The organism is Streptomyces sp. NPDC096323, assembly GCF_040302845.1.
Taxonomy (GTDB): domain Bacteria; phylum Actinomycetota; class Actinomycetes; order Streptomycetales; family Streptomycetaceae; genus Streptomyces.
Map to the genome: position 1 here is coordinate 648023 of NZ_JBEOSI010000004.1, position 25530 is coordinate 673552.

At 68.2% G+C, this 25530-nt stretch carries 25 protein-coding genes, 1 tRNA gene, 1 other RNA gene and 1 pseudogene; 18 read left to right on the top strand and 10 right to left on the bottom strand.

Annotated elements, in window-relative coordinates:
• The first annotated feature begins 353 nt into the window (after positions 1-353).
• Complete coding sequence (gene uppS, locus ABTX18_RS14310; RefSeq protein ID WP_503061151.1) at positions 354-1112, top strand: polyprenyl diphosphate synthase; 759 nt, start codon at positions 354-356, stop codon at positions 1110-1112.
• A gap of 47 nt (positions 1113-1159) precedes the next feature.
• Positions 1160-2629 carry an oxygenase MpaB family protein gene (locus ABTX18_RS14315; RefSeq protein ID WP_352123099.1) on the top strand — a complete coding sequence of 490 codons (1470 nt, stop codon included), beginning with the start codon at positions 1160-1162 and terminating at the stop codon, positions 2627-2629.
• 55 nt (positions 2630-2684) lie between these two features.
• Here ABTX18_RS14315 and ABTX18_RS14320 read toward each other — a convergent pair whose 3' ends face one another.
• The 6 genes from ABTX18_RS14320 to ABTX18_RS14345 form a co-directional block, all read right to left on the bottom strand.
• The gene (locus tag ABTX18_RS14320) at positions 2685-2981 is read right to left on the bottom strand and encodes a DUF3303 family protein (RefSeq protein WP_352123003.1); all 297 of its coding nucleotides are present in this window, start codon (positions 2979-2981) and stop codon (positions 2685-2687) included.
• A 205-nt stretch (positions 2982-3186) separates the two neighbouring features.
• Complete coding sequence (locus tag ABTX18_RS14325; protein ID WP_352123004.1) at positions 3187-3363, bottom strand: hypothetical protein; 177 nt, start codon at positions 3361-3363, stop codon at positions 3187-3189.
• A 211-nt stretch (positions 3364-3574) separates the two neighbouring features.
• On the bottom strand, positions 3575-4270 hold the full coding sequence (locus ABTX18_RS14330) for an HAD family hydrolase (RefSeq protein ID WP_352123005.1): 696 nt from the start codon (positions 4268-4270) through the stop codon (positions 3575-3577).
• Positions 4271-4357: 87 nt separating this feature from the next.
• Complete coding sequence (locus ABTX18_RS14335; protein ID WP_352123006.1) at positions 4358-4774, bottom strand: carboxymuconolactone decarboxylase family protein; 417 nt, start codon at positions 4772-4774, stop codon at positions 4358-4360.
• Entirely contained in the window at positions 4771-5517 is a 747-nt protein-coding gene (locus ABTX18_RS14340; RefSeq protein WP_352123007.1) for a dienelactone hydrolase family protein, read from the bottom strand. Before ABTX18_RS14340 ends, ABTX18_RS14335 begins: the two co-directional genes overlap by 4 nt.
• A 53-nt stretch (positions 5518-5570) precedes the next feature.
• The gene (locus ABTX18_RS14345; RefSeq protein WP_352123008.1) at positions 5571-6014 is read right to left on the bottom strand and encodes a hotdog fold thioesterase; all 444 of its coding nucleotides are present in this window, start codon (positions 6012-6014) and stop codon (positions 5571-5573) included.
• Between the two features lie 217 nt (positions 6015-6231).
• On the opposite strand from ABTX18_RS14345, the gene ABTX18_RS14350 reads away from it, so the two are divergent.
• The 9 genes from ABTX18_RS14350 to ABTX18_RS14390 all read left to right on the top strand — a co-directional run bounded on the left by ABTX18_RS14350 (position 6232) and on the right by ABTX18_RS14390 (position 15163).
• Entirely contained in the window at positions 6232-7260 is a 1029-nt protein-coding gene (locus ABTX18_RS14350; RefSeq protein ID WP_352123009.1) for an AvrD family protein, read from the top strand.
• 100 nt (positions 7261-7360) lie between these two features.
• Complete coding sequence (locus tag ABTX18_RS14355; RefSeq protein WP_352123010.1) at positions 7361-8074, top strand: AAA family ATPase; 714 nt, start codon at positions 7361-7363, stop codon at positions 8072-8074.
• Positions 8071-9093: a beta-ketoacyl-ACP synthase III gene (locus ABTX18_RS14360; RefSeq protein ID WP_352123011.1), complete on the top strand. Its 1023-nt coding sequence runs from the start codon at positions 8071-8073 to the stop codon at positions 9091-9093. The genes ABTX18_RS14355 and ABTX18_RS14360 overlap by 4 nt, the downstream gene beginning before the upstream one ends.
• Positions 9094-9157: 64 nt before the next feature.
• A complete protein-coding gene (locus tag ABTX18_RS14365; protein WP_352123012.1) occupies positions 9158-9397 on the top strand; it encodes an acyl carrier protein in 240 nt (79 codons plus the stop codon).
• Positions 9394-10329 (top strand): NADP-dependent oxidoreductase, encoded by a 936-nt coding sequence (locus ABTX18_RS14370; RefSeq protein ID WP_352123013.1) that lies wholly within the window; start codon positions 9394-9396, stop codon positions 10327-10329. The genes ABTX18_RS14365 and ABTX18_RS14370 overlap by 4 nt, the downstream gene beginning before the upstream one ends.
• A complete protein-coding gene (locus ABTX18_RS14375) occupies positions 10326-11567 on the top strand; it encodes an MFS transporter (RefSeq protein WP_352123014.1) in 1242 nt (413 codons plus the stop codon). The genes ABTX18_RS14370 and ABTX18_RS14375 overlap by 4 nt, the downstream gene beginning before the upstream one ends.
• Before the next feature lie 79 nt (positions 11568-11646).
• Positions 11647-13221 (top strand): MFS transporter, encoded by a 1575-nt coding sequence (locus tag ABTX18_RS14380; protein ID WP_352123015.1) that lies wholly within the window; start codon positions 11647-11649, stop codon positions 13219-13221.
• Positions 13218-14750, top strand: a complete 1533-nt coding sequence (locus ABTX18_RS14385; protein ID WP_352123016.1) for an FAD-dependent monooxygenase — start codon at positions 13218-13220, stop codon at positions 14748-14750. The genes ABTX18_RS14380 and ABTX18_RS14385 overlap by 4 nt, the downstream gene beginning before the upstream one ends.
• A complete protein-coding gene (locus ABTX18_RS14390) occupies positions 14747-15163 on the top strand; it encodes a nuclear transport factor 2 family protein (RefSeq protein WP_352123017.1) in 417 nt (138 codons plus the stop codon). The genes ABTX18_RS14385 and ABTX18_RS14390 overlap by 4 nt, the downstream gene beginning before the upstream one ends.
• Here ABTX18_RS14390 and ABTX18_RS14395 read toward each other — a convergent pair.
• Positions 15127-16023 carry a helix-turn-helix transcriptional regulator gene (locus ABTX18_RS14395; protein ID WP_352123018.1) on the bottom strand — a complete coding sequence of 299 codons (897 nt, stop codon included), beginning with the start codon at positions 16021-16023 and terminating at the stop codon, positions 15127-15129. The two genes, ABTX18_RS14390 and ABTX18_RS14395, sit on opposite strands and share 37 nt — an antisense overlap.
• 1150 nt (positions 16024-17173) lie before the next feature.
• Here ABTX18_RS14395 and ABTX18_RS14400 point away from each other — a divergent pair.
• From ABTX18_RS14400 to ABTX18_RS14415, 4 genes are all read left to right on the top strand, one after another.
• Positions 17174-19276: a CdiA C-terminal domain-containing protein gene (locus ABTX18_RS14400; RefSeq protein ID WP_352123019.1), complete on the top strand. Its 2103-nt coding sequence runs from the start codon at positions 17174-17176 to the stop codon at positions 19274-19276.
• A gap of 8 nt (positions 19277-19284) precedes the next feature.
• On the top strand, positions 19285-19653 hold the full coding sequence (locus ABTX18_RS14405; protein ID WP_352123020.1) for a hypothetical protein: 369 nt from the start codon (positions 19285-19287) through the stop codon (positions 19651-19653).
• 414 nt (positions 19654-20067) lie between these two features.
• Complete coding sequence (locus ABTX18_RS14410) at positions 20068-20583, top strand: hypothetical protein (protein WP_352123021.1); 516 nt, start codon at positions 20068-20070, stop codon at positions 20581-20583.
• A 196-nt stretch (positions 20584-20779) separates the two neighbouring features.
• Complete coding sequence (locus ABTX18_RS14415; protein WP_352123022.1) at positions 20780-21343, top strand: HD domain-containing protein; 564 nt, start codon at positions 20780-20782, stop codon at positions 21341-21343.
• On the opposite strand, the gene ABTX18_RS14420 is transcribed toward ABTX18_RS14415, so the two are convergent.
• The gene (locus ABTX18_RS14420; protein ID WP_352123023.1) at positions 21331-21798 is read right to left on the bottom strand and encodes an NUDIX hydrolase; all 468 of its coding nucleotides are present in this window, start codon (positions 21796-21798) and stop codon (positions 21331-21333) included. The genes ABTX18_RS14415 and ABTX18_RS14420 overlap by 13 nt on opposite strands.
• A pseudogene (locus ABTX18_RS14425) lies at positions 21785-22099 on the bottom strand (XRE family transcriptional regulator); the annotation flags it as partial. The pseudogene ABTX18_RS14425 and the gene ABTX18_RS14420, both read right to left, overlap by 14 nt.
• A 149-nt stretch (positions 22100-22248) precedes the next feature.
• On the opposite strand from ABTX18_RS14425, the gene ABTX18_RS14430 reads away from it, so the two are divergent.
• Entirely contained in the window at positions 22249-22704 is a 456-nt protein-coding gene (locus ABTX18_RS14430) for a hypothetical protein (RefSeq protein WP_352123024.1), read from the top strand.
• A 136-nt stretch (positions 22705-22840) separates the two neighbouring features.
• Here the strand turns inward: ABTX18_RS14430 and ABTX18_RS14435 are convergent.
• Positions 22841-22928, bottom strand: a tRNA-Ser gene (locus ABTX18_RS14435).
• A gap of 133 nt (positions 22929-23061) precedes the next feature.
• Here ABTX18_RS14435 and ffs point away from each other — a divergent pair.
• An RNA gene (gene ffs / locus ABTX18_RS14440) (signal recognition particle sRNA small type) lies at positions 23062-23156 on the top strand.
• Between the two features lie 114 nt (positions 23157-23270).
• Complete coding sequence (locus ABTX18_RS14445; RefSeq protein ID WP_352123025.1) at positions 23271-25478, top strand: DNA polymerase III subunit gamma and tau; 2208 nt, start codon at positions 23271-23273, stop codon at positions 25476-25478.
• Positions 25479-25530 lie beyond the last annotated feature (52 nt).

The following is a 25530-nucleotide window of genomic DNA, read 5'->3' on the forward strand; positions in this document are numbered from 1 at the left end:
GAAGAAGCAATCAAGAAGTGTCGCGGGGACGGAGTACCCGGTTCAGCTCTGCTGAAGTGCGGCGAGGCCCTTCTGAGCGACCGCGTGATCCCCGGCAGGGCCCCTCCGACTGACGTGCTACGGGTGAACAAACCGGCATCACGGCGCGCCGGGGGCCGGACACCGGCACTGTGCTGAAGGTCAGGATCAGCCGGGAGGCACGATCGGCCCCGGTGCAGCCTGCCGACTCGAGTCGAGGGGGCGCTTCGATGACATCCAGTGCAGCAGGGCCGCCCGGACAGGCGCAGGCGAGGGAGGTGCCGTTCGGCAGCGCCTGCCCGCCCCCGGAGGGCCCCATTTCACCGTCGGTCCCGGTGCAGCCGCATGGCCGCGCGCCGGGCGGGGAGCGGCAGCGGCCGGTGCCCCGCCACGTCGCGTGCGTGATGGACGGGAACGGGCGTTGGGCGCAGCAGCGCTCCCTTCCGCGTACGTCCGGGCACAGCGCGGCGGAGACGACGGTGATCGATGTCATCGAGGCGGCACGGTCCGCGGGGGTCGAATGGCTCAGCCTGTACGCCTTCTCCACCGAGAACTGGCGGCGCCCGGACGAGGAGATCGACTTCCTCATGCGTCTGGTACGCCGCGTGGTGCGCAAGCACGCCTTGCTGCTGCACGCACGTGGCATCCGGTGCCGGCTCCTGGGAGCGGAGGACCCGAGGATTCCGGAGCCTCTGGCCCGGGACTTCGCCGACCTGATGACGCTCACCGAGGCCAATCGGGGCATGACGCTGACCGTGGCGTTCGACCACGGAGGGCGTCAGGACATCGTCGCCGCGGCACGGTCCCTCATCCGTGCCGGAGTGCCTGCCGACGCCGTCGACCAGGCGTGCTTCGCGGCGCATCTGCCGGTCCCCGACACGCCGGACGTGGACCTCGTGATCCGTACGTCCGGTGAACAGCGCATCTCCAACTTCATGCTCTGGCAGGTGGCCTACGCCGAGTGGATCTTTCCGCCGGTGCTCTGGCCCGACTTCCGTGCCCCGCACCTTCTGGAGTGCCTGCACGAATACCGGCGCCGCGACCGCCGCTTCGGCGGGGTGGCACCACAAGCGAGGGGAGGACCTCAAAGGTGAAGAACGCGGACGACAGCCACTTCGCGCCGGCCGGGCCCGGTACCGGGATCCCGTACGAAGACCACGCCCGGCAGACCACCGAACCACCGGCCGGATCCTTGTTCGGCCCCGGTTCGCAGTTCCACCGCTTCTTCAACGATCCCCGCTGGGCGCTGGCCGTCGTCAGAGCCACCGTGCTGGAAGCCGCCCACCCGCAGATCGGCGCGGCGCTGGCCGACAACTCCTCCTTCGTGGTGCACCCGTGGCGACGGCTGAGCAACACCCTCGTGAGCCTGCAGCGCATGTTCGGAGCCGACGAAGACGTCCGGCGGAGGGAGGCGGCACGGCTCAACCGTATGCACGCACGGCTGAGCGGCACGGACGCCAGGAACCAGCCCTACGACGCGATGGACCCCGAGGTGCGGGCGTGGGTGGTCGCGACGCTCTTCGAAAGCTCGGTCACCATGTGCCGGCTGAGCGGACAGCCGCTGGAGCAAGAGACCATGGAGCGGCTCTACGCCGAATTCCAGGCGTTCCTGGCGGTGTTGGGGGACCGCGCAGGACATCTGCCGCCCACACTTCCCGAGTTCTGGCAGTACTACGACCGCATGGTCGCGGAGGAACTGCAGAACACGGAGGCGCTGCGCATCATCCTCTACCGGCTCTTCGAGCATCTGCCGGCACCGCCGCTGTTCGCCCGCATGCCGACAGTCTGGGCGACCGGTCGTGCGCTCGCCGGGCCGGTCATCGGCACCGTCACCGTGGCGTCCCTCCCCGAGGTCTTCCGCCGCAGGGCAGGCCTGCCGGAGGTCCCCGGTGCGCAGACGCTGATGCAGGGCGCCTACATGGCGGCCCGTCTGGCCAGGGCCCTGCCCGACAACTGGGTCCAGGCGGACAACGTCGTCGGTCTGCTCAACCTGTCACCGGACGGCGACGGCCCCTGGGCCGAGACCCTCACCACTCTGCGCGACCGGGCGAAACGGGCCGGCGCGCTCTTCCGGCTGATCGCACCAGTACCACCACAACGGTCCGCTACGGACGATCAGGGCGGGGCCGGGAACCAGAGAGGCGCCCGGGCGTTCTTCACCGAGGTACTGGACCAGACAGGGGACGGCTCTCTGGACTGGCCCGATCTTGCCGCCATGGCCCGGGAACTCTGCTCCCGTCTCGACCTGGACGAGCCGGAGGAGACCCGCCTGTACGACGCCTTCGCCGCGTGGTGGAGGGAACTCCAGGCAGCCCTGGACAGCGACGGGGACGGTCGCGTGAGCGAGGAGGAGTACGTGGCCGCAGTCCCGTCCCTCGCGGGACCGGCGCTGATCAGGGTCGCCGAGACCCTCTTCGATGCCACCGACGCGGACGGCGACCAGTTCATCGACGCCGAGGAGTACCGGGCCCTGTTCAGGAGAGGCTTCGGACGGTCCGTGCTGGATGCCGAAGGCCGCTACTCCCGAAGCGCCTTCGTCCGGGACTTCCTGTCCTTCATGTCAGGCCGTCAGCGGTCGACCCCCTACGATCCGCTGCTCTCCGACGCGTAGAGCCCGGACGGCCGGCGGTCCGGTGGAGTGCCCGAGCCGCCCCGTCCGGCCCGGTTCAGCCCCGCTGAAGTGCGGCGAGGCCCTTCTGCATGTCCTCGGTGTTCATCACCGGCTGGACCTCGATCTCCGCGCCGAGCTTCTCGAAGAGCGGCTCGGCGATCGAGGGCAGCATCGAGCTGTCCTGCATGTCGAAGACGAAGGTGCAGCACCGCTTGCCCTTGCTGGGCCCGAAGTACGCCGCCTCCGGCTTGAGGCGCTCCGCGAGGGACTGCATGATCTTCTGCAGGCTGCCGTTCTTGACCGCCTCGTTCGCGAGCTGGGTGTCGAGCTGGGCTCGCAGCATGACCCTCATGGAATTCTCCTTCTGTCACACCGGGGCCGGCGCGGATCCGTCCGCGCCCGTTGAATGCCGGCGGCGTCCCGCTCAGCGTCACCGGCAGCGGCGGGCACAGCCAACATCTCGTGCACCATCCGGGACGCCCGCGCCGCCGGGTGCTGGAGAACCCGTGCGCTTCAGCCACACCGTCTTCGGGGTGGGCTCGGGGTCGGCCCGACGTTCAGCTGCCGCTCAGGGGAGAGGCCCACGTGGAGTCATGCCGGGACCTTCTCTCCAGATGGGCAAGCAGGTGCCCCGCCGCGGTGGCGGCCGTTTCCTGCGGCGCACCGACCGCGGTCAGGTCGGCGGCGATCCGTGCCGGGGCTGTCTCCGGCAGATCCGGGACCTTGATCAGCACCCTCGGATCCTGCCACCAGGCACTGACCCGGTCTCGCCGCGCCCACCCTCCTGTTCGCCGATGCCCGGGCGGCTGCCGGCCGGCCGGCACACTGACGTCCTTCGGTGGAAGCTTCGGAGAGCGTTCGGGCACCGGTGGCTTCCTTGCACCCGCCGTTGGAGCTGAGGGAAGGATCGACTCCCACAGGGACTGGCCGGCCGCCTGTCGTCGTCTACGTCCTGAGGAGGTTCGTCGGCGTGTGCGGCCACACCGCCCAGCCGTTTCGGCCGGCGTGCTCGCGCATGACCGGGTCGTCACCGACGACCACCGCCCGGCCGGTCAGCCGCAGCATGGGGAGGTCCGAGACGTGGTCCCCGTAGGAGGCGGAAGCATCCAGGTCGAGCGCGCGGAGCGCGGTGAGCTCATGGAGGGCTTCAGCCTTGGCCGTACCGATCAGCGGGGTGTCCAATCGGCCCGTGTATCTGCCGCCTTCCACCTCGGGCTCGGAACAGAGCACGACGGCGACATCGAGGTGACGGGCGATGGGGGCGAGGCAAGCGCGGAACGAGCCCGACACCATGGCGATCAGGTCGCCCCTGCGCCGATGCTCGTGCAGCGCGGCTGTCACGTGCTCGTTGAAGAAGCCGCCCGACCTCAACTCGGCCTGGAACCAGTCCTCGGCGAGACGGTCCACCGCCTGTACGCCGGCGCCTGCGTAGGAGGCGAAATAGGCGCGGTTGGTCTCGGTCCGGGGCACTCCGGCCGCCGTCATCGCCGACAGCCGCTGCCGCTCGTCCCGGTACACCGACGGTGGGTGTCCTTCGGCCGCCAGCCGGTACTCCAGGAACCGGAACATGCTCGTCACGTTGGTCAGCGTGCCGTCGACGTCGAAGAACGCCGCAGACCGGCGCCGTGCCGTCTGTCGCAAGGAAGTCAGCCTTCCGCGGGGTGGGATGACGATGCCCGGTCCGTACGATCCCCAGGGGGACGGGATCGTACGGACCGGGACGAGGGGTCAGCCGGTCGCCGGCAGCAGGCCGCGCTCGGCGAAGACGTGCTTGGCTGTGTTGAGTGCGTTGAAGGTGCGGGGGAAGCCGATGAAGGCCAGACCGTGCACCAGGGAGTCGACGACCTCCTGGGGTGTGAGCCCCGCGTTCAGCCCGAGTCCCAGGTGGAAGGCGAACTGCCGCTCGGTGTCGCCGAGTGCCGCGAGCATGCACAGCGTCACCAGTTGCCGTTGCCGGTCGTCGAGCCCGGGCCGCCCGTACAGATCGCCGAAGACGAACTCGCCCACGTACCGGCCCATGTCGGGCGCCACCTCGGAGAGCGAAGTGAAGATGGCGTCGCCCTTGTCCCCGAGCTCCTCCAGCTTGGCCTGCCCCCGTGCGAAACGCGGGTTGCCCTGCTGTTCCTCGCGTATGTCGCGGGTCATGCGACGGGCTGCGGGTGGCGGGCGGTGAAGTCGAGCACCCTCTGCCAGGCGTCGGCGCTGATGTCCTTCCACTCCGGGGAAGCGCCATCGAAGAAGGAGTGCGGGGCGCCGTCGTAGACCTTGTGCTCGTACGTCTTTCCGGCAGCGTCCAGCTTGCCGCGGAAGGCTGCGAAGTCCTCCTGGGTGGTGGCGACGTCATCGCCGGCGAGCAGCAGGAGCAGGGGAGCGGAAATGTCCTGGATCCGGTCCTCGACCAGACCCGGCAGGCCGTAGAAGCCGATGGAGCCGGCCAGTCCCAGGTCGGCGCCGGCAAGACGCCAGGAGTGGCCGCCGCCGAGGCAGAAACCGACGGAGAACAGCGTGAGCTCCGCGTTCAGCCCGGTCAGGAAGTCGGCCGCCGCACGGGCGTCCTCGGCCACCTGGTCCGGGACGAGCTGCTTGAAGTGCGGCTCCCACTCGAAGTCGTCGCCGCGCGCCCCCAGTCCGGCGGTGCGGCCGTAGTAGTCGACGACGACGGCGGCGAATCCGGCCTCGGCGAACCGCTGGGCCAGCGCCTGGTAGTAGGCGTGCACACCGCGGATGTCCGGGAGGATCACGACACCACGGCCGTTCGGCTCGCCCGGCTGGGCGTGGAAGGCCGTGAACGCCGTACCGTCCTGGGAGGTCAGCTCCACCAGCCCGGCGTCGGCCACACTTCCGGGGTCGGCGAGGGCGGGGGGCCTGCTGTCAGTGCTGTGGCACATGGGGTGTTGACCTCTCTTGATGATGGGGGGAGGCGGGATCGACCGGTCCGGATTCAGGCCGTGCGCAGCGCATGGCCGCGACGGGGTGCCGCGCTGATGGCACAGGTCAGGCGAGCGGTGCACGAGCGTCTGCCCGAGCTGTCACTGATCGCGATCTCATACGTGGCGGTGGCGTATCCCTCGTGCAGGGGGCGGCACACCCCTTTCACGCGTCCGCTCGCCACCCAGCGGTGATGCGTGCAGGACAGGTCCAGGCCGACCGCGTGACCGCCGGGCCCGGAGTGCAGGAACGCGGCCACGGAGCCCAGGGTCTCCGCCAGCACGGCATTGGCTCCGCCGTGGATGATGCCGGCCGGCTGGCGGTTGCCGTCGACGGGCATGGTGCCGATGACCAGACCGGGCTCGCACCTGACCAGTTCGATGCCCAGCTTGGAGACGAGTTGTTCCTGGCTGAACTCGGCCCTCACGGCCCACGGGCCGAGGCTGACGTCGGACATGGTGGTACCCCCCTGCTGCGGATCTGGAATCCGGTGTCCGTGAACGAGGTCGACGCTAATCAGTCGATGCCCTCTCCCGAAAGCCCAGGAGCTGGTGGTCCGCAGGGTGGTACTGCGAGTATCAGCATAAGGCGACACTTCTTTTCGCGTTCGTGCGGGGCTAGCTTCTGGTCAGGCCGCGACAGCCCTCCTGGGGCTCGCTGAAAAGGAGTTGGCCTTGCTGCAAAGAGGTCCTGAAAAGGTATTCCTGCTCGATTCGGTCGACGATTATCTGGGGCCGGCCGAGAAGCGGTTCTTCGGTGAGGGGTTCCGCCGCGTGACGTACCGGTACGGTGCGCTCGAGGTGACTCCCGTAAAGGACGCGCGGGTCGAACTGGAGAGCCGGCTCGACGTCGGGTATCCCGTCGACTGGTCGGCCAAGGCCAAGCACGGGGATCTGCGTCCGCATCTGAGCACGGTCGACGGTCTGATCATCGGGGTGAATCTGAGCGAGGCCGCACTCGTCCACACGCTGGCGCTGTCACCGGAGAACCGTCGTGCGAGCCGGGCCGTCCAGATACGGATCAAGGCAGGCACCTCGCCCGACGAGGATCTGACAGCGCTTCCCGTGCGCACCTCCGTGCTGGGAGGCGCGGTCGCCGTCGATGCCGTGGACGAGACCGTGACCCGCACCGAGACCCTGGTCGGTGGGATGCGGGTACGGACCGAGGTCCAGCACCCGGCAGGAGATGACCGCACGAGGACCCCGGACACGACCAGTTCCTACGCCTCACCGGACGCGCTGCTCGGTGCGGCGGACGAGCGCTACTACGGCACGGGGTTCACCTCCCGCGCGCAGATGATCCGTAAGGTCGCCGTCGATGCGGCCCATGGCCGCGCCGATGCGGTGGTGGACATCGCCCAGGGGCCGGGCAGCGTGCTGCCCATGGAGGGAACCGAGGGGCTCTACCAGCCCTTCGTCGGTCTCGTGGACGCCTTTGTGACGAGTCTCCAGCTGGGGCAGATCCTCATGTACGAGACGGACGGAATCTCCCGGGGTGCCAGCAACACGCTGTGGATGCGCACCACCGTCCTGACAGCCTCGGCCTCACCTGAGCCCATCCGCTACGAGAGCCCGCTGCGCGTCCAGCTGGAGAACAGCTCCCTGCTGGAACGGCCCGACGGGGTGTGGCGCGCCGTCGACATCGTCGGCCGCCTGGCCGGTAACTCCGTGCGCTGTTCCGTGGCACACCGGCTTCCCCGCTGACGCGGGTTCTGCTTACGGATCCCCCGTCGCAAAATTGGCCGCTGATTTCACTCGAGTAATTCCACAGGCTGCTGCCGCTGCCTCGAAACTGGAGCCCTTCATGCGTATCGCAATTTCTGGAACCTATTCGTCGGGGAAGACCCTCACCTCGTATGCGCTGGCGCACTACGTGGGGATTCCGCGGACCCGTGCCCGCACCATGCGGGAGCTGCTCCCCGAAGCCGTGCCCGGAAAGACCCTGGAGCAGTGCACGGCGGCCGAGCTGGTCCAGCTGATCGTGCGACGGCACGTGGACCGTGCCGTCCACGAGAGCCGGTTCGAAGGGTCGTTCATCTCCGACGGCTCGTCCCTGCAGGAGTGGATCTACGGCGCCGTCCGCGTCATCGTCGGCATCAACCCCAACGACTCGGTGCACCTGGGCGAGCTGGAGGCCGTCGAGCGGACTGCGGAGATCCGTGTGTTCGAGGAGGTGATGGGGCAGATCGGTATCGCCTTCAAGCAGCACGTCAAGCAGACGTACGACGCCTTCGTGCACCTGCCCAACGAGCTGGCCCTGGCCGCTGACGGGCACCGCCCGGTCAACGAGCGCTTCCGCTCCATGGCCGACGAGCGGCTCCTGGAGGTCGCCGCCGAACTGGGCATACCCGCGCACGTGGTCGGTGGCGGTGTGGCCGAACGCCTGGTGGAGATCGCGCGGATCTTCGACCTGCCGGCGCTCATGTCACCCGAAGCGGCGATCGCCCGGGCACAGGCCGAGTACGAGTCCGTGGACATGCGGATCGAGTCCGACCGGGCCTCGGTGATCGTGCGATGAGAACCCGGGTCGCCGTCCTCGCGGGCCTCGGGTCCGCGCTGCCACCGCACGTGGTCACCAACGACGACCTCGCCGCCCGGATGGACACCTCCGACGCGTGGATCCGGAGCCGCACCGGCATCGTCGAGCGACGGGTCGTCGCCCCGGGGTCCGCGACGAGCGACCTCGCCATCGCCGCCGGGCGGCGTGCGATGGACTCGGCCGGCGCTCCGGACATCGGAGCGGTCGTGCTCGCCACCGCCACACCCGACCATCCGTGCCCGGCGACGGGGCCGACCGTCGCCGCAGGGCTCGGCCTGGGCACCGTACCGGCCTTCGACGTCGGGGCCGTCTGCTCGGGATTCCTGTACGCCCTGGCCACCGGCGCGGGGCTGATCGCCGCCGCGGTGGCGGACAACGTCCTGGTGATCGGGGCCGACGCGTTCACCACCATCGTCGACCCCGACGACCGCACCACCGCCCCGATCTTCGCGGACGGCGCGGGTGCCGTGGTGCTGCGGGCGGGCACGGCCGACGAACCGGGAGCCCTGCGGGAGACGGAGCTGGCCAGCGACGGCATGCAAGCCGATCTGATCCGTATCCCCGCCGGGGGATCCCGCCAGCGCAGCCACCACAGCACCGCGCCGCCCGAGGAGCACTACCTCACGATGCGCGGCAGCGAGGTCTTCAAGAACGCCGTGCTGCGGATGACGGAGTCGTCCCACACCGTCCTGGCCCGCACCGGATGGTCCACCGACGAGGTGGACCTCCTGGTCGGTCACCAGGCCAACGTGCGCATCCTGCAGGCGGTCGCCGATCAGCTCGGCGTCGTGCGGGAGCGGGCCTACGTGAACATCGCCCACACCGGCAACACCGCCGCCGCGTCGATCCCGCTGGCCCTGGACGACGCGGTCCGCGAAGGCCGGCTGAACCCCGGCGACAAGGTCCTGCTGACCGCCTTCGGCGCCGGCACCACCTGGGGCGCACTGACCCTGACCTGGCCCGACGGCCTCGCCCGGCCGCGGCAACAGGCCGCCTGAGCCGACGCGGTCCCACGCTCGCCGTTCCGGAACACCCGGAGAACTCCCATGGAGGCAACACCACATGATCGCCACCACGTATCCAGGCCTGGTCACTTTCATAGCCGAGAGAGCCGAGGTCCCCGTCGAGACGGTCGTCCCCGACAGGCCCCTGGAGGTCCTTGAGCTGGACTCGCTCACCATGGTCGAGATCGTCCTCTTCATCCAGCGCGAGTACGGCATCGACGTGCCGGAGGGCGACCTCCGCCTCGGCCAGACGCCGGCCGAGTGGTTCACCTACCTCGACGGGCGGGCGGGCCGATGAGGGCTGTCGTCACCACCGCCACCGGCACGCCGGATGTCCTGCGGCTGACCGAGGTGGACCCCCCGGAGCCGGCCCCCACGGAGGTACTGGTCAAGGTCTCGGCCGCGGGTGTCAATCCCGTCGACTGGAAGATCAGGTCCGGTCAGTTCCCGTCCGGCGGGCTGGGCGCCACCCCGTTCATCCAGGGCTGGGACGTCGCCGGAGTCGTCGAGTCCGGCCCGCGGGTGACCCGTTTCGCCCCTGGTGACGAGGTGTTCGGCCTGATCGGTTTCCCGCGTCGGGGTGGTGCGTACGCGGAATATGTCACCGCTCCCGCACGGCAGTTGGCCCGCAAGCCGAAGGAGCTGAGCTTCGAGGAGGCCGCCGCGCTGCCCCTGGCCGGACTCACCGCCTGGCAGACCCTCGTCGAGACCGCGCACGTCAAGGCCGGCGACCGGGTCCTGGTCACCGCGGCAGCGGGCGGGGTCGGTCACCTGGCGGCTCAGGTCGCCCGTGCCCTGGGCGCCGAAGTCACCGGTACCGGACGCGCCGCCAAGCACGACTTCCTGCGTGCGGTCGGGGTCCACCACCCCGTCGACTACACCACCGGGCCGTTGCACCACGCGGTGACCGGGCAGGACGTCGTCCTCGACCTGCTCGGTGGCGATCACAGCTTCGAGCTGGTGCGGACCCTGCGGCCGGGCGGACTGCTCATCACCGTGATCGGCCACGTCAGCCCCGAACTCGCCACCCACGCCGCGAGTCTCGGGGTGCGTGTGACGGGCTTCCTCGTCGAGCCCGACCACGCGGGCCTCGAGGAGCTGGCCCGCCTGGTGACACAGGGAGACCTGAGGGTCCGTGTGGACCAGGCGTTCCCACTGGCCGAGGCCGCGAAGGCACACGAGTACGGCGAGGCGAACCGCACCGTCGGAAAGCTGGTGCTGGTTCCATGACGTCCCCCACCCGACTCGCCGGGCGCCGCACAGCCGACGTGCTGCGCCCGGCAGGCGGGTTGCCGAACCACCTGGTCACGCTCTTCTCCGTGGCAGCCGGCCTCGCTGTGGCCAACATCTACTACGCGCACCCGCTGCTCACCGCGATCGGTTCGGCATTCGGCGTCGGCAGCGGTACCGCTTCCCTGGTGGTCACCGCCTCCACGCTCGGCTACACGGTGGGCCTCGCCCTCCTGGTACCACTCGGGGACATCGTCAACCGGCGTCGACTGCTGGTCGTCCTGCTGCTGGTGACCGCCGCCACCCAGGCGGCCTCGGCCGCCGCTCCGACCGCGACCGCGCTGATCGTGGTGTCCGGACTGATGTCGGTGACAGCCGTCGGTGCCCCGCTCCTCGTGGCGTTCGCGGCCGCGCTGGCCCAGCCGGAACAGCGTGGACGGGTCACCGGCCGGGTGATGAGCGGTGTGCTCGGCGGCGTCCTTCTCGCCCGCACCGGTGCGGGGTTGCTGACCCAGTGGACCGGCAGCTGGCGCGCGGTGTTCGTGGTGGCAGCGGTCGCGATGCTCGTGCTCGCTGCGGCGCTGTGGCGCCTGCTGCCGGATGTCGAACCCGCGGAGCGCCTCGCCTACGCCGCGCTGCTGCGCTCGGTCACCTCGGTGGTCACCGAGGAGCCGTTGCTGCGGACGCGCTGCCTGTACGGCTTCCTCACCTTCGCCTCGTTCAGCGTCTTCTGGGCCTCGGCCGCCTTCCTCCTGGCCGAGCCGCCGTATGCGTACGGAGAAGCGCTGATCGGTGCCTTCGGGCTGCTCGGCGCAGCCGGAGCGGTGGCGGCCCGCGCCGTGGGGCCGCTGGTGGACCGCGGCCGGGACCGACTGGCCACCACCCTGCTGTACGTCGCGAACCTGCTGGCCTGGGTGCTCCTCGCCCTCGACCACGGTCACCTGCCGGCCTGTCTGGTACTCGGCGTCCTCCTGCTCGACTTCGGTGTCCAGGGCGCGCAGGTCACCAATCTCGGTGTTCTCTACCGGCTGCGCCCGCAGGCCCGCAGCCGCATCACGATGGCCTACATGTCCGCCTACTTCCTGGGCGGAGCAGCGGGCTCGGCGCTCTCCGGAGCCGTCTACTCCGCCGCCGGATGGACCGGTGTGTCCGTGGCCGGCGGCAGCCTGTCCGCCCTGGTGCTGTTGCTGTGGGGAGTCGAGCAACTGCGTGGGCGCGCCCGTCGGCCGACGGTGTGAACCCGGGTCCGTTCCTCTCCCTCCCTCTTCCGTCTCTCCCCCGTTCTTTCCTGGTCGCTCCGTGACCGAAGGAGTCTTCGTGCCTACTCGTCCGACGGGTGACGTACGGTCCCGTCCCACTCTCACTCTTGTCGCGGTCTGCATCGCGTGCGGACTGCTGCCCGCCTCACTCACCGGAACCTCCGTCGCCCTGCCCGACCTCGGCAGTGACCTGCATGCGTCACTCGTCACGGTGCAGTGGGTCGTGAACGCCTACAACCTCACGTTCGCGAGCGTGATGCTCGTGGCGGGATCGCTCGCCGACCTGCTCGGCCGGCGCAGGATGTTCGCCCTCGGCCTCACCGCCTTCGTCCTGTGCACGGCAGGTGCCGCCCTCGCCTCCGACGTGGTGGTGATCGACGTGCTGCGCGGCGCCGCCGGTGTGGCCGCGGCGATGGTGCTCACCGCGGCCACCGCCCTGCTCGCCCAGGCGTACGCGGGAGAGGGGCAGGCGCGGGCCTTCGGATTCCTCGGCTCGTCATTCGGCCTGGGCCTGGCCCTCGGCCCCTCGCTGTCCGGCCTGCTCGTCGGAGCCTGGGGCTGGCGCTCGGTGTTCCTCGTCCACGCCGCCGTCGCCGCGGCCGTGTTGCTGCTGCGCCCGCTGCTCACCGAGTCCCGGGATCCCTCGGCGAGCGGTGTGGACTATCCCGGCGCGGCCACGTTCAGCGGCGCCCTGGCGGCGTTCACCCTGGCCGTGGTCGAGGGGCCGCAGTGGGGATGGTCGAACCCGCTGGTTCTCGCGCTCGGCGTACTGGCCGTGGTGCTCCTTGCAGCGTTCGTACGGATCGAGAAGCGTCGCAAGCGGCCGATGCTGGAGCTGTCCCTGCTGCGTGAGCCGAAGTTCGTCGCGGTCAGCCTGATGCCCGTGCTGCTGGCCTTCGGCTTCGTATGCCTGCTGGTCTTCCTGCCGTCCTTCTTCATCGGCGTGAACGGCATGAGCTCTGGGCGGGCAGGCCTGACCATGCTGCTGCTCAGCGGACCGGTGCTTGCCCTGCCCGTGGTGAGCGGTGCGCTCGTCCGCAGGGTCAGTACGGCCGTTCTGCTCGGATCGAGCCTGTTGCTCGTGGCGGGCGGCGCCGCCTGGCTGACGGTCCTCGACCGGCACTCCACCACCCTCTCGATCGCAGGCCCGCTGCTCGTCATCGGCACGGGCGTCGGCATCGCGTTCGGCCTGCTCGACGGCGCCGCGGTCGGCTCCGTCGAGCCGAGCCGGGCCGGCATGGCGGCCGGCCTGTTCAACACCATGCGGCTGACCGGGGAGGCCGTGGCCATCGCCGGCATGGGGTCGGTCCTCGTCAGCGTCACGCAGCACAACCTCCAGCACCCGGATGGCTGGAACGGCGGCGTGGGCGAACTCGCCAACCGCGTGGTGCAGGGCGAGATCACCTCGGTGGCCGATCAGGTACCCGCCGCCCAGCGTGCCGACTTCACCGCTTTCGTGTCCGACTCCTACACCTCCGCCCTGCACACGGTGCTGTGGCTGCTCGCCGCGGTGTGTGCCCTGGGTGCGCCGCTGATCATGCGCATGCTGCGTCCCGCCCCCGCACCCCACCCGGCCGGATCCGCCGACCCCGGTGTCAAGGAACCGATCACCTTGGGAGAGAAGAGCTCATGAACAAGCCCGATGACAGGCCCGTGCTGGTCGTCGGTGCCGGCCCGGTAGGCCTGACGGCCGCAGCCGAGCTGGCCCGGCGCGGAATACCGGTCCGGCTGGTGGACAAGGCAGCCGAAGCCGGCCCACTGACCAAGGCACTGATGGTGTGGCCGCGCACCCTGGAGGTGTTCCGCGGCCTCGGCGCCTCGGCGTACATCGACAAGCACGGACTGCCCGTACATTCGTTCAGCTACAACTCCGGGACCAAGCCGATCTGCGACATCGTCTTCGGTGACCTCACCCGCCCGATGGTGATCATCCAGCCGGAGGTGGAGGAGCTGCTGCGTGAAGCGCTGGAGGCCGCGGGCGGGCAGGTGGCATGGCGGACGGAGCTGACCCGGATCAGCCAGGACGGCGACGGCGTACTCGCCACCCTGCGCGGACCGGACGGCGAGGAGTCCACCGAGGAGTTCTCGTACGTGATCGGGGGCGACGGCGCGAGCAGCACGGTGCGCAAGGCGCTGGGGGTGGAGTTCAAAGGCGCCACCTACCCGAACCTGTTCATCCTGGCCGACACCGCCATCGAGGGCGAGTTGAGGCGGGACTCCGTGCACTACTACTGCACGGAGAACGGGATCATGGTGCTTGTCCCGCTCTACAACGGCCGGTTCCGGGTGTTCACCGCGGCCTCACCCGGGATGAAGCCGGAGGACCTGACCCGCGAGGTACTCCAGGACTACGTCGACAAGCGAGGCCCGGGCGGTCTGAGGCTTCATGACGTCTCCTGGCAGACCACCTTCAGCATCCATGCCCGGCACGCCGAACGGTTCCGGGCCGGGCGGGTCTTCCTCGCGGGCGACGCCGCGCACATCCACAGTCCCGCGGGCGGTCAGGGCCTCAACACCGGGGTCACGGACGCCCACAACCTGGCCTGGAAACTGGCGCTCGTCCATCGCGCGGCTGCCTCGCCGGCCCTGCTCGATAGTTACGGCAGCGAGCGTGCCGCCGTCGCGCAGGCGGTGGTCCGGCAGGCCGAGGTGCAGACGAAGGCATGGATGCTGGACAAGCGCTGGAAGATCATGTTCCGGGACGTCTCCTCGCGGCTCGCCGAGAGGACCGGTGTCTTCGACCGTTTCTACTCGCCGTGGCTCGCCGGGCTGACCAACCACTACCCGGCGGGACCCGCCGTGGACGAGGAGACCGGTGGCCGATTGCGTCGACCGGGCTACCGCAACGGCCGGCTACTGGCAGATGCCGAGGTTCGTGCGTCGCTGCCGATCGACAGGTACACCTTGCTCGTCACATCGCCGTCGGGCGAGATTCCTGCACGGATCGCCGAACTCGAGGCGGCCTACCGGGGGCTGATATCGGTCCGCGCCGCGCGCGGCCGACGCTTCTCGGCCGTCCTGGTCCGGCCCGATCACTACGTGGCGGCGCAGGACACCTCCGCCGGACTGGACCGGATCCGCCGTCATCTGGCCGCCTTCGGCATCCCTGCCGAAGGCGGCAGCCAGAAGAACGAACTCGTCGAGAAGGGACGCATGTCATGACGCAGAAGACGCACCGGAGTACCGCGGAGACCGTACAGGAGTTCTTCCGCCGCTTCGCGGAGGGTGACCTTGCCGGGCTGCCGGAACTGTGTGCGGAAAACGTCGACTTGGTCGTCGCGGGTGCACCCACCGTCCCGTGGACGGGGCACCTTGTGGGACGACAGAAGGTGGAAGGCTATTTCGCGAAATTCGTGGGCGCTGTTCAGACCGAGCGCTTCGACGTCGAGCGGATAGCGGTGGATGGCGAGGACGCCATTGTCCTCGGTGAGTTCACCCACAAGGTGATCGCTACGGGCAGGCTGTGCTCCGGCCCCTTCGCGATACGGATCACGGTCCGTGACGGAGTTATCGAGCGTTATCAGACCTTCGAGGACAGTTACGCCGTCGCGGCTGCCTTTTCCTCAGGCGCCTGACCGTCGTCGCCCGGCCGGTCCGGCTCGTCCGGATCGGCCACGGCGAAGAAGTCATCCAGCTTCATCGCGGTCTCCTTTGTCGACGGCATGTGCAGAATGAGCTGAACCTCGCGGTCGGCGGCCAGCTCCCACTCGTGCACATCGAAACCGAGTGTCCCCACTTCGGGGTGCGTCAGTTGCTTTTCACGGCCCTTCATCGGTGAGAGCACTTCATGGCTGTTCCACAGTTCGGCGAATTGTGGACTTGTTTCTGCCAGTTCCTCCACGATCCGCTCCACCTCGGGCCGGCCGAAGCAATCGGCCACTTCGGTACGGAAACGGGCAACGGTGCTGTGGGCCAAGTCATCGGCGTGTGCGTAACGGCTGCGGCAGGTCTCGTCGGCGAAGAACTGCACCAGGATGTTCGATCCGACTCCTGAGAATCCCAGGAACTCGGGCACGGCCGAATTGGCGGCGACAATGTTCCAGCATCGGTCCCGTACCAGTGCGGGGTTGGGAAACCAGTGGTTCACGATCTCGGCGAGGCGCTCGGGATCGTCATAGCCACCACCTGCGTTCCTGGGTGGCTTCAGACCGGCCAGCCGCCGCAGGTAGATGTCTTCGTCCGGTCCGAGCTGTAACGCCCTGCTCACCGAACTGAGCACGGCTTCCGAGGCATTGATGTCACGCCCTTGTTCCAGCCAGGTGTACCAGGACGTACCGACGCCGGCGAGGACGGCCACCTCTTCGCGGCGCAATCCGGGGGTGCGGCGTCGGCCCGAAGGGCCGAGTCCCGCATCCTCGGGGGACAGGCGCAGGCGACGCGTGCGCAGAAAATGAGACAGTTCCTCGAGCTGACGTGAACTGCGACGTTTAGTCATGCTAAAGACCCTCCATGAAAGGCAAGAGCCGGTCAAGTAAAGACTTATTCAAGGCAATTGAGTGGCTTCATTCCGCCGACCTGGCTGGTGCGGCACGACGCCGACCCGTGCGAATCGATCTGCCGCGTCGGCCGGTGCCGGACGATTACCGGAGCCGGAAGCTCCGTTGGTGCCGAGGTCCTCGCCCCGCCCGCAGGGCGGGGGACTGCTCCGGTGGACGAGCGGGCGGTGCTCACGGCCGCGGGGTACGTGCTGACGAGCGGGCACGCGTGGCGGTATCCGCCGCCGACGCTCAGGGCCTCACCGGCCACCGCGCACGCCTTTCACCGGGTGGACCGAGCCCGGACCGTGGCGCAGGCGCGGAGGCCGACGAAGCGGAGCCCAAAGGCCCGGAGGCCGACGAAGCGGAGGCCGACGAAGCGGAGCCCGAAGGCCCGGAAGCCGGTCCCTGGGACCTCGGCCGAGACGGGAAGCGGGACGGAAGATCGCGGAGAGCCTGCCGCCCCGCGGCTCGCGGTCTGTGGCTGCACCGTCTCGGACCGGGACGCGAAGAAGGCCCTGACCGGTCGGAACCGGTCAGGGCCTACTTCGTATTGCCCGGTGAGAGCAATGGCGGAGGATACGAGATTCGAACTCGTGAGGGGTTGCCCCCAACACGCTTTCCAAATGTTCGTCTGGCTGTCCGGTGCGAGCCGCGCTCGTCCTGACCTGCGGCGCAGTACGCAAGGCAGCCCCTTCCGGGCAGTCTCGGACGAAGGTGAACGAGACCACGAATGAGACCAGCCTTGGGCGCCTGCCAGTGATCACTACGGGACGATCAGCCGAGTAGGAGATACCGGCCTCCGTGGCCAGAAGATCTGGTGAGAGGCGTCGGAGCAGGAAGACGACGAGATCACTGCCGTCCAGCAGAGATCGATCCCGGACCCGCTCGGGCATCCTGCTCAAGGACCCGAGTGGGGCACGCGGGCAACGGGCCAAGCCGCTGACGCCGTTCAGGACCTGCCCCGCCGGTCTGAGGCGGGAGACTGATTGGGAATGAGGCGCATCCAGCCGACCGAGACCCATTGGATCTGCCTCTTGCTCTCCACTAGGAACCCCCATAGCATTTCGTTCGCTACTGCGAACTGAATCTATCTGTAGGGGTTGCGGCGTGGCGTTGTTGATGGTGGCGGCTGCCGTGTGGGGTGTGCTGCAGCTGTTTGCGTTGGCGTGGCCCACGCGGTCGGTGCGGTTGTCCACGGTGTTGCTGGCCCTGATGGTGGGTGTGTACGGGTGCGGCGTGGTGGTGGCGCTTGTGGAAGTGGCCTACACCCGCCTGTATGCGGATGGTTCAGGGCTTCCGCTGGCAGAGGTGGTGGACACCACCAGTTACACGGTGGCGCCATGGGTGGAGGAGTTGATCAAACTCTGCCCGTTGTTGCTGGCCGGGCTGTATGCCAAGGTGCGTCGACAGTGGGGGCTGTCGGACTTCGTGGTGCTCGGCTCAGCTCTGGGGGCCGGGTTCGGGCTGTTGGAGGCTTTGCTGCGATTTGCAGCTGACGCCAAGCGGGCCATCCCACGCGCCCATGGCGGCTGGGTGATCCCCGATGGACTGTCCCCACCGTATGTGCCCGGCCCACACCAGGTGTTCACCAGTTGGCTTCCGGCCCCGTTCGCTACCTTGGAGATGGGTCAGGAGGCTGCCTCTGCGACGTTCTCGCATCTGGTGTGGACGGCTTTGGCGGGCCTCGGCGTTGGGGTGCTGCTGCGCGGCCGCGGCTGGATACGGCTGTTGGCGGTGGTGCCGGTAGCGAGCGCGATCGGCTACCACACGCTGAACAACTACGTGGCCCAGCACTACGACGCCACCGGCGCGGTGCAATGGCTGGAGAAGCTGGACGCCAAGTCGTGGTTGATGCCGGTGGTCTGCCTGGCCCTGGCCATGCTCGTTGACTTGCGCCAACTGCACCACGGGAAGAGCCGAATACCGGGCGTTCTGCTGGCCGCGGAACGCGAGGCCGGCGACAGCTCCGCTGCCCTCATCCGCTACGCCGCGTGGCGCCTGCCTTGGACCGTGCTGATCGCTGTTCGTTTCGTACGGCTGCGCCGCGCGCTGTGCTACATGACCGCCCTCGCCCCAGCTGCGGAGACCGAGGAACTGCGCCGCCTGACCGCGAACATCGCCGCCCGCATCGACACCTCCGACCGTGAAGGTGCCTGGCAGGGTCTGGACATTCGCGGGCTGTTGAAAAAGACCCGCGCCGGCAGCGGACGTTGGAGATGGCAACTGGTCATTCCCTGTCTCCTTGCTCTGCCCTCTCTGATCTTCCTGGGTATCGGATCGTTCCACTCCACCTCTGGTCTGCAGACGTATATCGCCACTGGACCGCGTCCTGAGATCCTTCTCTACTGCGCCATGGCGGCCCTGACCTGGATCGCCTGGCAGCTGACCGCCCTGCTCCGCACCTGGCGGGCTACTGCGGCCCAACCCATCGGTGAGCAAGTGGCCCTGCACCGCTTCCGCATCACCACTGCCTTGGGTTCCGCCGCCGCCGGAGCATTCATGCTCTACCGCGGTCTCGGTGGCGCCGACGTCACCACCGACACGCTCCTCTCCCCGGCCCATCTACTGGAAGCCCTCGACCAGACTCTCTTCTGGGTCGGACTCCTTCTCTTTCTGGTCGCCCTGGCCGCACTCATCGGACCTGGTATGGGTTTTGCCGGTCTGGCCCTCGCTGGCGGGGGCGCCATGGGCGGTCTGACCGTCATAGCCGCAGTTAACGTAGCTCTTCTGGGCTCTGCGGGCATCGTGCTCATGGGGGCCAGTGCCAATGGGGGCTTCGAAGGCACGGAAAGCGAGCGGGCGGGGAGGGGCAGTGAAGGAAAGGGCAGTAGAGAGGGCAGCATCGATGAGACGGAAAAGACATTCGATCCAAGGGAACGAGAGGTAGCTGAACTACTGAAATCCGAAGGGAAGCATGTCCGGGCGCAAGCGGAAGCTACTGAGGATGGAGTGCGACGAGCTGACGCATTCGTGGACGGGGTTGAGACTGAATTCAAGAGTCTCGATCCTGGAGCAAGCTCAGGTACGGTGAAAAATCAACTTAATAAGGCCAAGGGGCAGGCGCGTCATGCAATTATTGACGCACGAGGAAGTGGTCTTAGCGAGGAAGCCGCAAGGGAGGGGGTCGGCAAGTTTTTCCGTAACAACCCGCCGGGTCGAATGGATGGCATTCGTGTCGTCGGCGACAACTTCAACCTCACTTATCCATAGGAAGATCTATGAGTATCACCCACACCATCTTTATTAGCCCTGGCCAGCCAGTAGAAAGGCTGATTTCCGACATCGGATCCGCTTGTGGATCCCCGTTGCATGTCAAGACGCCCGGATATATTGACTACAGTGTCTCTCTTGGTCATGCAGCTGTTGAAGTGGAGCTGTCACATGATTACGAAGAGGACCACGGTATCCGATTCGAGGACTACGACGCACTGATCACTGTCCGGGACTTCGGCAGCGACGTTCAGCGACAAGAGCAGATCGCAGCAGATATCTTTCGAAATCTGACACGCCTCGACACCTATCGCATGGTCCTCGTTCGGGACTTCCAGCGACTTCTAGATTCGGCGACGCCTTCTCGGGCCCGTTGATTCCGAAATCGCTTTATGGGGGTTGTTGGCGGCGTGCGGCTGGGAGCTTATACAGTGCTTCTTGTTACTTTTCGCGGTGCATCCGGCTGCTGCGCCGAAAGTGCGCCCCACAGTATTGAGGCCACTTGGGGCAGCAGCCGGATGCACCGCATTCTCACGAGAGTCTCACGAGAGATGCTGTGGAACTGTGCTCCACCCTCCTACTAGGCCAATGGCTTGACGACAAAGCGGCCGCCGACCTGTTGCGCCGAGAACATCGCCCCGGCCTGACAGGAACGGAGGGTTCATACATCGTTCAGATTCCCAGGGGACGGGGAGGGTTGTATTCGAAGACGAAACCTGGAAAGAGGCAACTCACGCTATCCTCGTTCCGGGGCGAAACGGCCTTTTCAGGTCCGCCTACCCAATAATTCCATGAGGAGAAAAATGTTTCACTTTCAATTTGAGGGCCCTTCGGGTGGTGTTTCGGGGAGGGGGCTGGGAGGCGGGCTGGAGGACTATTATGACTATCAGTACCTCGTCATCGAAGGGTGCTCCTCTCTGTCGGGGACTGATTGTCGGTTCGCGATTGGTGGATTCGGGCAGGACGACTGGAAGTTCGACATTGAATACGACATGTCCTCCTTCCTTGAAGGTCTCCCCGAGCTACTCGCGGCACTTGAATCGGGTCGAGTCGTGGCGATAGACCTCTATCCGCGAGGGGTCGAACGTGTGCTCACGTTCACCCCCCAGGGTGATGTAGTCAGCGTTGAGTGCACATCGCGAACGTCGTGGACCCCAGACCCTCGGATGGAATACCATAACTTGGCCGAGCTTCTCAGAATGACCAGGAAGCTGGCGAGGGACTTCTCGGAAGCGGTGAGTGCTGCCGCGCCGGAGATCGGCAGGCTAGAGCCATTCACCTCATGGAAGGCTGGGCAGTTCCACTAGAGGTATCTCGGCGTGATGCAATGTGAGGCGCGTGGGGCAGTGTAGGGAAATTCAATCCGCTCGCGGCCGGCGCGGGGAGCTGGAATTCGGTAGGCGTGCTGAGTTTGTTCCATGAGTGCAGGGTTTCGACAGTCCGTGAGATTTCGACTGCTTGCACCTTGCAGATGGGCGGCCCTCTATCCGGAAAGATTCATCTATGGACGAAGCAGTAGCAAGGCGAGCGTTCCAGGCGGCGGAAGCAGAGCTGCGTGAGCCCCTTCCGCGTCGATGGGCTCACTCCCAGGGAGTCGCTAAGCGCGCGGTCGAGTTGGCTGCGGTTCTGGGATCAAACGCCGAGCTGATGCTGTCTGGGGCCGTATTGCACGATGTTGGCTACGCTCCGCGGCTGGCCCTTACTGGCTTTCATCCGCTGGATGGCGCCCGGTTTCTTCGTGACGTCCATGGCGCGGACCCACGGCTGGTCCGGTTGGTAGCGAATCACTCGCTGGCCTTGCTGGAGGCTGAGGAGCGCGGCCTGCGGGACATTCTGGAGGCCGAGTTTCCGCTGCTTGAGGACCAGGTTCTTGTGGACGCCCTTGTGTTCTGTGACATGACGACTACGCCCGATGGAGAAGTCACCTCTGCCAAGGCCCGTTTAGCAGAGATCGCTGCCCGTTATGGAGCTGACAGCCTGGTGGGACGCTTCATTCGTAGAGCTGAGCCGGACATCCGTGCGGCTGTGAGCCGGGTGGAGGCGGCCTTGGCGGCTCAGCCCAGGTAGGGGTACGTGCCGGCGAGGTAGTCGCCGATCTGTTGGCGCATGCTGGGGTGGATGTCGTACTGGTCCAGGTCGCTCGGCGGGACGTAACGGACGCCGTCGGCCTCGTCGTTGATCGTGGTCTCGCCGCCCACCGGGCGGCCGATGTAGGTGTTCTCGTACTGCTGGCGGATCTCGCCGTCGGTGTAGGCCACGATGTGGTTCGGGTTCGTGTAGACCCCCAGGAACCCCGTGACCTCGGCGATGATTCCGGTCTCTTCCAGGCACTCACGAACGGCGCACTGCGCCGCCGTCTCGCCGATGTCCTGGGCGCCGCCCGGCAAGGCCCATTGGCCTGTGTCCCGGCGGCGCTGGAGGAGTATGGCGCCGTTGTCGTCAACGACGAGTAGGTTGCTGGCTGGGATGAGTGTGTTTGCCTTGGGGGCCTTGGGGTCGTTGTAGTACTCAGTCCTGCCCATGCGGCGAGGGCCCCTCCTGGTCGGGTGTCCAGGGCCGGGCGGTGGCCCAGACAGCTTCGAAACTCTGAGCGTAGTTGTCGGACCAGCCCGCCGTGTCTGCTCTGCGGAGATGGAGGAGGGGGTTGGCGCTGGCCGGCTGGCCCCAGACGTGCGGGTTGATCAGAAGGTCATCGTCGTAGCGGAACATGGAGGTGCAGAGCGTGGTGTCGTGCAGCCTCACTACACAGCCAGCCTCGGACAACAAGGGCCGGTGGTAGGTCAGGGAGGCACGGTTCTTGGCGGCGAGTGTGTCGCCGATTCCTTACGCCGGAGGCCGGAGGTCGCTCGTGGCCTCGCACCAGCCATCACGCACAAGGCGACCCCGGCGGTGAGCGCCCAGCGCAAATCACCAAGGACCGAAACGTCGAGACCGCCGGGCGGTACGGCCTGGACGCCGAGGTCGAGGCTCCCATGGCCAGCCGGCGGAGCGTTTCGCGTGCCGTTGTCACCGGCCCTGGTGGGCTGAGCATCGGCTGGGAGAACCAGTACCACCACCTCAGTCTCAGCAGCGTGCATCGGCGCTCCGTCAGCGCCGTGGAGCCGAACACCACCCCGCTGTGGGTGGCAAAGGACCGGACGGCTTCCTTGATCGACCGGGCTTCCTGGGCGCGCGTCGACGACGTGCCGTGGAAGGACATCGCCGACGGCAAGGAGATGGTGATCCGTGGCGGGTACCGGCACCTCGAAGTCTGGAAGTGCGTACCGAGCAGCGAGCGCCGCTGCCTCCTCAGCGAGGGCGCCGGTCATTGTGGCGCCATTCACGCGGACTGGTTTCGTGCCGGTCGGGCAGCAGCCTCCGCAGCGCTGGGCTGCCCACCGTGGGAGCTCGGGCTGTGCACCGGCTGCAGCCAGATGATGCGGCGGTAGGGGCAGGACGCGGCCATGTACTGCAACGTGTGCCGGGCAGTCCTCATCGGGCGGTAGCCGGGAACTGCAACCACCAACGCCGAAGGGCCCCACCGCAAGCGGTGGGGCCCTTCGACGTATTGCCCGGTGAGAGCAATGGCGGAGGATACGAGATTCGAACTCGTGAGGGGTTGCCCCCAACACGCTTTCCAAGCGTGCGCCCTAGGCCACTAGGCGAATCCTCCGCGGCAAACAATACAAGACGTTGAGGAGTGCTCGCGAACCCGTTCCGCTCAGGCGCTCCGCGGGGGGTCCCGGCGGGGTCCCCGGAGGTGGGGGAGGTGGACTTGCGGGGGTGGGGATCGGCTAAGGTGGGCGTCAGCCCCTCACGTGGCGCTATCTGACTGAACTCCCCCAGGGCCGGAAGGCAGCAAGGGTAAGTTGGCTCTGGCGGGTGCGTGGGGGGCCCTTGTGTGTCCGGGGGCGGTCCGCGACGAGGGCCGGGTTTCTCCGGGGTGAGGTATCCCGCAGCCGGTGGTGTGCCCGGACGGGGCCGCTTGTCAGTCCGCCCCGATAACCTCGTATGTGTGTCGTCCCTTGCGCTGTACCGCCGCTACCGCCCCGAGTCGTTCGCCGAGGTCATCGGTCAGGAGCATGTCACTGACCCGCTGCAGCAGGCCCTGCGCAACAACCGGGTCAATCACGCGTACCTGTTCAGCGGTCCGCGCGGCTGCGGAAAGACGACCAGCGCGCGCATCCTCGCCCGCTGTCTGAACTGTGAGCAGGGCCCTACGCCCACGCCCTGCGGGGAGTGCCAGTCCTGCCAGGACCTCGCGCGCAACGGGCCGGGATCGATCGACGTGATCGAGATCGACGCCGCTTCGCACGGTGGTGTGGATGATGCCCGTGACCTGCGGGAAAAGGCGTTCTTCGGGCCCGCGTCGAGTCGTTACAAGATCTACATCATCGACGAGGCGCACATGGTCACCCCGGCGGGGTTCAACGCCCTGCTGAAGGTGGTCGAGGAGCCGCCGGAGCACCTCAAGTTCATCTTCGCGACCACGGAGCCCGAGAAGGTCATCGGCACCATCCGGTCGCGTACCCACCACTACCCGTTCCGCCTCGTGCCGCCCGGGACGCTGCGCGAGTATCTCGCCGAGGTGTGCGGCAAGGAGGAGAGTTACGTCGAGGAGGGCGTGCTCCCCCTCGTCGTGCGGGCTGGGGCCGGCTCCGTGCGTGACTCCATGTCGGTCATGGACCAGCTGCTGGCCGGTGCGGGCGACGAAGGTGTGACGTACGCCATGGCGACGTCCCTGCTCGGTTACACGGACGGCTCCCTGCTCGACTCGATCGTGGACGCCTTCGCGGCGGGCGACGGGGCGGCGGCCTTCGAGGTCGTGGACCGGGTGATCGAGGGCGGCAACGACCCGCGCCGCTTCGTCGCCGACCTCCTCGAGCGGCTGCGTGACCTGGTGATCCTCGCCGCCGTGCCGGACGCCGGAGAGAAGGGCCTCATCGACGCACCGGCCGATGTCGTCGAGCGGATGCAGGCCCAGGCGTCCGTCTTCGGCGCCGCCGAGCTGAGCCGCGCCGCGGACCTGGTCAACGAAGGCCTTACGGAAATGCGGGGCGCGACCTCGCCGCGGCTTCAGGTCGAGCTCATCTGCGCCCGCGTGCTGCTGCCTGCGGCCTTCGACGACGAGCGCTCCCTCCAGGCCAGGCTGGACCGGCTGGAGCGCGGTGCGTCGTTCGCCACGACCGGGCCGGGGCCCTCGATGGGGTACGTCCCCGGGCCCGAGGCACTGGCGCACGCGCCCGTCGCCCCCCAAGCCCATGCCCCGGCCGCCCCCGCTCCGCAGGCCTACGCCCCGGCCCCCGCCCCGCAGCCGGAGGCCGGATCAGGTGCCGTTGCCGCACGCGCGGCCGCGCGGGGGGACGTGCCCCCGCCGGCTCCCGCGCAGGCGCCGCCCGCTCCCGCACCGGCGGCCCCCGTGCAGACGCCGCCCACCGAAGCCCCCGCCGCCGAACCGCGGCCCGGCGCCTGGCCCGCGGCGGCGGCACCCGAGCAGGGGCGGCGGCCCGGAGGATGGCCCACCGCCTCGACCCCGGGTCAGGCCCCCGCACCGCAGACCGCCCCAGCACCCGCCCCCGCCGCACCCGCTGCGGCCCCGGTGCCCGTCGCCGCCGAGCCCGCCCCGGGCATGACGCAGGGCGCCGGACAGGTGCGCAATATGTGGCCCGACATCCTGGAGGCGGTCAAGGGCCGCCGCCGGTTCACCTGGATCCTGCTCAGCCAGAACGCACAGGTCACCGGTTTCGACGGCAGCACCCTGCAGATCGGCTTCCTCAACGCCGGAGCCCGCGACAACTTCGCGAGCAGCGGCAGCGAGGAGGTGCTGAAGCAGGCCCTGGCCGAGCGGTTCAACGCGCAGTGGAAGATCGAGGCGATTGTCGACCCGTCGGGCGGTGCCGGGCAGCCTCCGCAGGTCGGCGGCGGCCGTCCCTCCGCAGGCGCCCCGCCCGCACCGCAGCAGCGCCCCGCGGCCCCGGCGCCGGCCCCGCAGTCGTACGAGCCCCGGCCGGCGCCGGAGCGGCAGCAGCAGGGCGGCGGCGGCTTCGCCCCGGAGCCCCCGCCCCCGTCGTACGCCGCCCCCGAACCGCCCCGGTCGGTCGCCCCCGAGGACGACACCCCCGAGGCCGACGACCCGGACCTCGTCGACTCGGCCCTGTCCGGGCACGACCTGATCGTCCGCGAGCTGGGCGCCACGGTCGTGGAGGAGTTCACCAACGAGTAGGGCGGTGGCGGAGCCGCCCGGTGGGCGCCCGCAGGCTCGCCGAACGCGTGCC

Bases quoted from the DNA above. Each gene is read 5' to 3' on its own strand.
- ABTX18_RS14430 (WP_352123024.1), top strand. From the start codon at position 22,249: ATGGCCAGCCGGCGGAGCGTTTCGCGTGCCGTTGTCACCGGCCCTGGT.
- ABTX18_RS14320 (WP_352123003.1), bottom strand. From the start codon at position 2,981: ATGAGGGTCATGCTGCGAGCCCAGCTCGACACCCAGCTCGCGAACGAG.
- ABTX18_RS14405 (WP_352123020.1), top strand. From the start codon at position 19,285: ATGAGTATCACCCACACCATCTTTATTAGCCCTGGCCAGCCAGTAGAA.
- ABTX18_RS14370 (WP_352123013.1), top strand. From the start codon at position 9,394: ATGAGGGCTGTCGTCACCACCGCCACCGGCACGCCGGATGTCCTGCGG.
- ABTX18_RS14335 (WP_352123006.1), bottom strand. From the start codon at position 4,774: ATGACCCGCGACATACGCGAGGAACAGCAGGGCAACCCGCGTTTCGCA.
- ABTX18_RS14390 (WP_352123017.1), top strand. From the start codon at position 14,747: ATGACGCAGAAGACGCACCGGAGTACCGCGGAGACCGTACAGGAGTTC.
- ABTX18_RS14360 (WP_352123011.1), top strand. From the start codon at position 8,071: ATGAGAACCCGGGTCGCCGTCCTCGCGGGCCTCGGGTCCGCGCTGCCA.
- ABTX18_RS14410 (WP_352123021.1), top strand. From the start codon at position 20,068: ATGAGGAGAAAAATGTTTCACTTTCAATTTGAGGGCCCTTCGGGTGGT.
- ABTX18_RS14345 (WP_352123008.1), bottom strand. From the start codon at position 6,014: ATGTCCGACGTCAGCCTCGGCCCGTGGGCCGTGAGGGCCGAGTTCAGC.
- ABTX18_RS14385 (WP_352123016.1), top strand. From the start codon at position 13,218: ATGAACAAGCCCGATGACAGGCCCGTGCTGGTCGTCGGTGCCGGCCCG.
- ABTX18_RS14415 (WP_352123022.1), top strand. From the start codon at position 20,780: ATGGACGAAGCAGTAGCAAGGCGAGCGTTCCAGGCGGCGGAAGCAGAG.
- ABTX18_RS14365 (WP_352123012.1), top strand. From the start codon at position 9,158: ATGATCGCCACCACGTATCCAGGCCTGGTCACTTTCATAGCCGAGAGA.
- ABTX18_RS14340 (WP_352123007.1), bottom strand. From the start codon at position 5,517: ATGTGCCACAGCACTGACAGCAGGCCCCCCGCCCTCGCCGACCCCGGA.
- ABTX18_RS14375 (WP_352123014.1), top strand. From the start codon at position 10,326: ATGACGTCCCCCACCCGACTCGCCGGGCGCCGCACAGCCGACGTGCTG.
- ABTX18_RS14355 (WP_352123010.1), top strand. From the start codon at position 7,361: ATGCGTATCGCAATTTCTGGAACCTATTCGTCGGGGAAGACCCTCACC.
- ABTX18_RS14420 (WP_352123023.1), bottom strand. From the start codon at position 21,798: ATGGGCAGGACTGAGTACTACAACGACCCCAAGGCCCCCAAGGCAAAC.
- ABTX18_RS14395 (WP_352123018.1), bottom strand. From the start codon at position 16,023: ATGACTAAACGTCGCAGTTCACGTCAGCTCGAGGAACTGTCTCATTTT.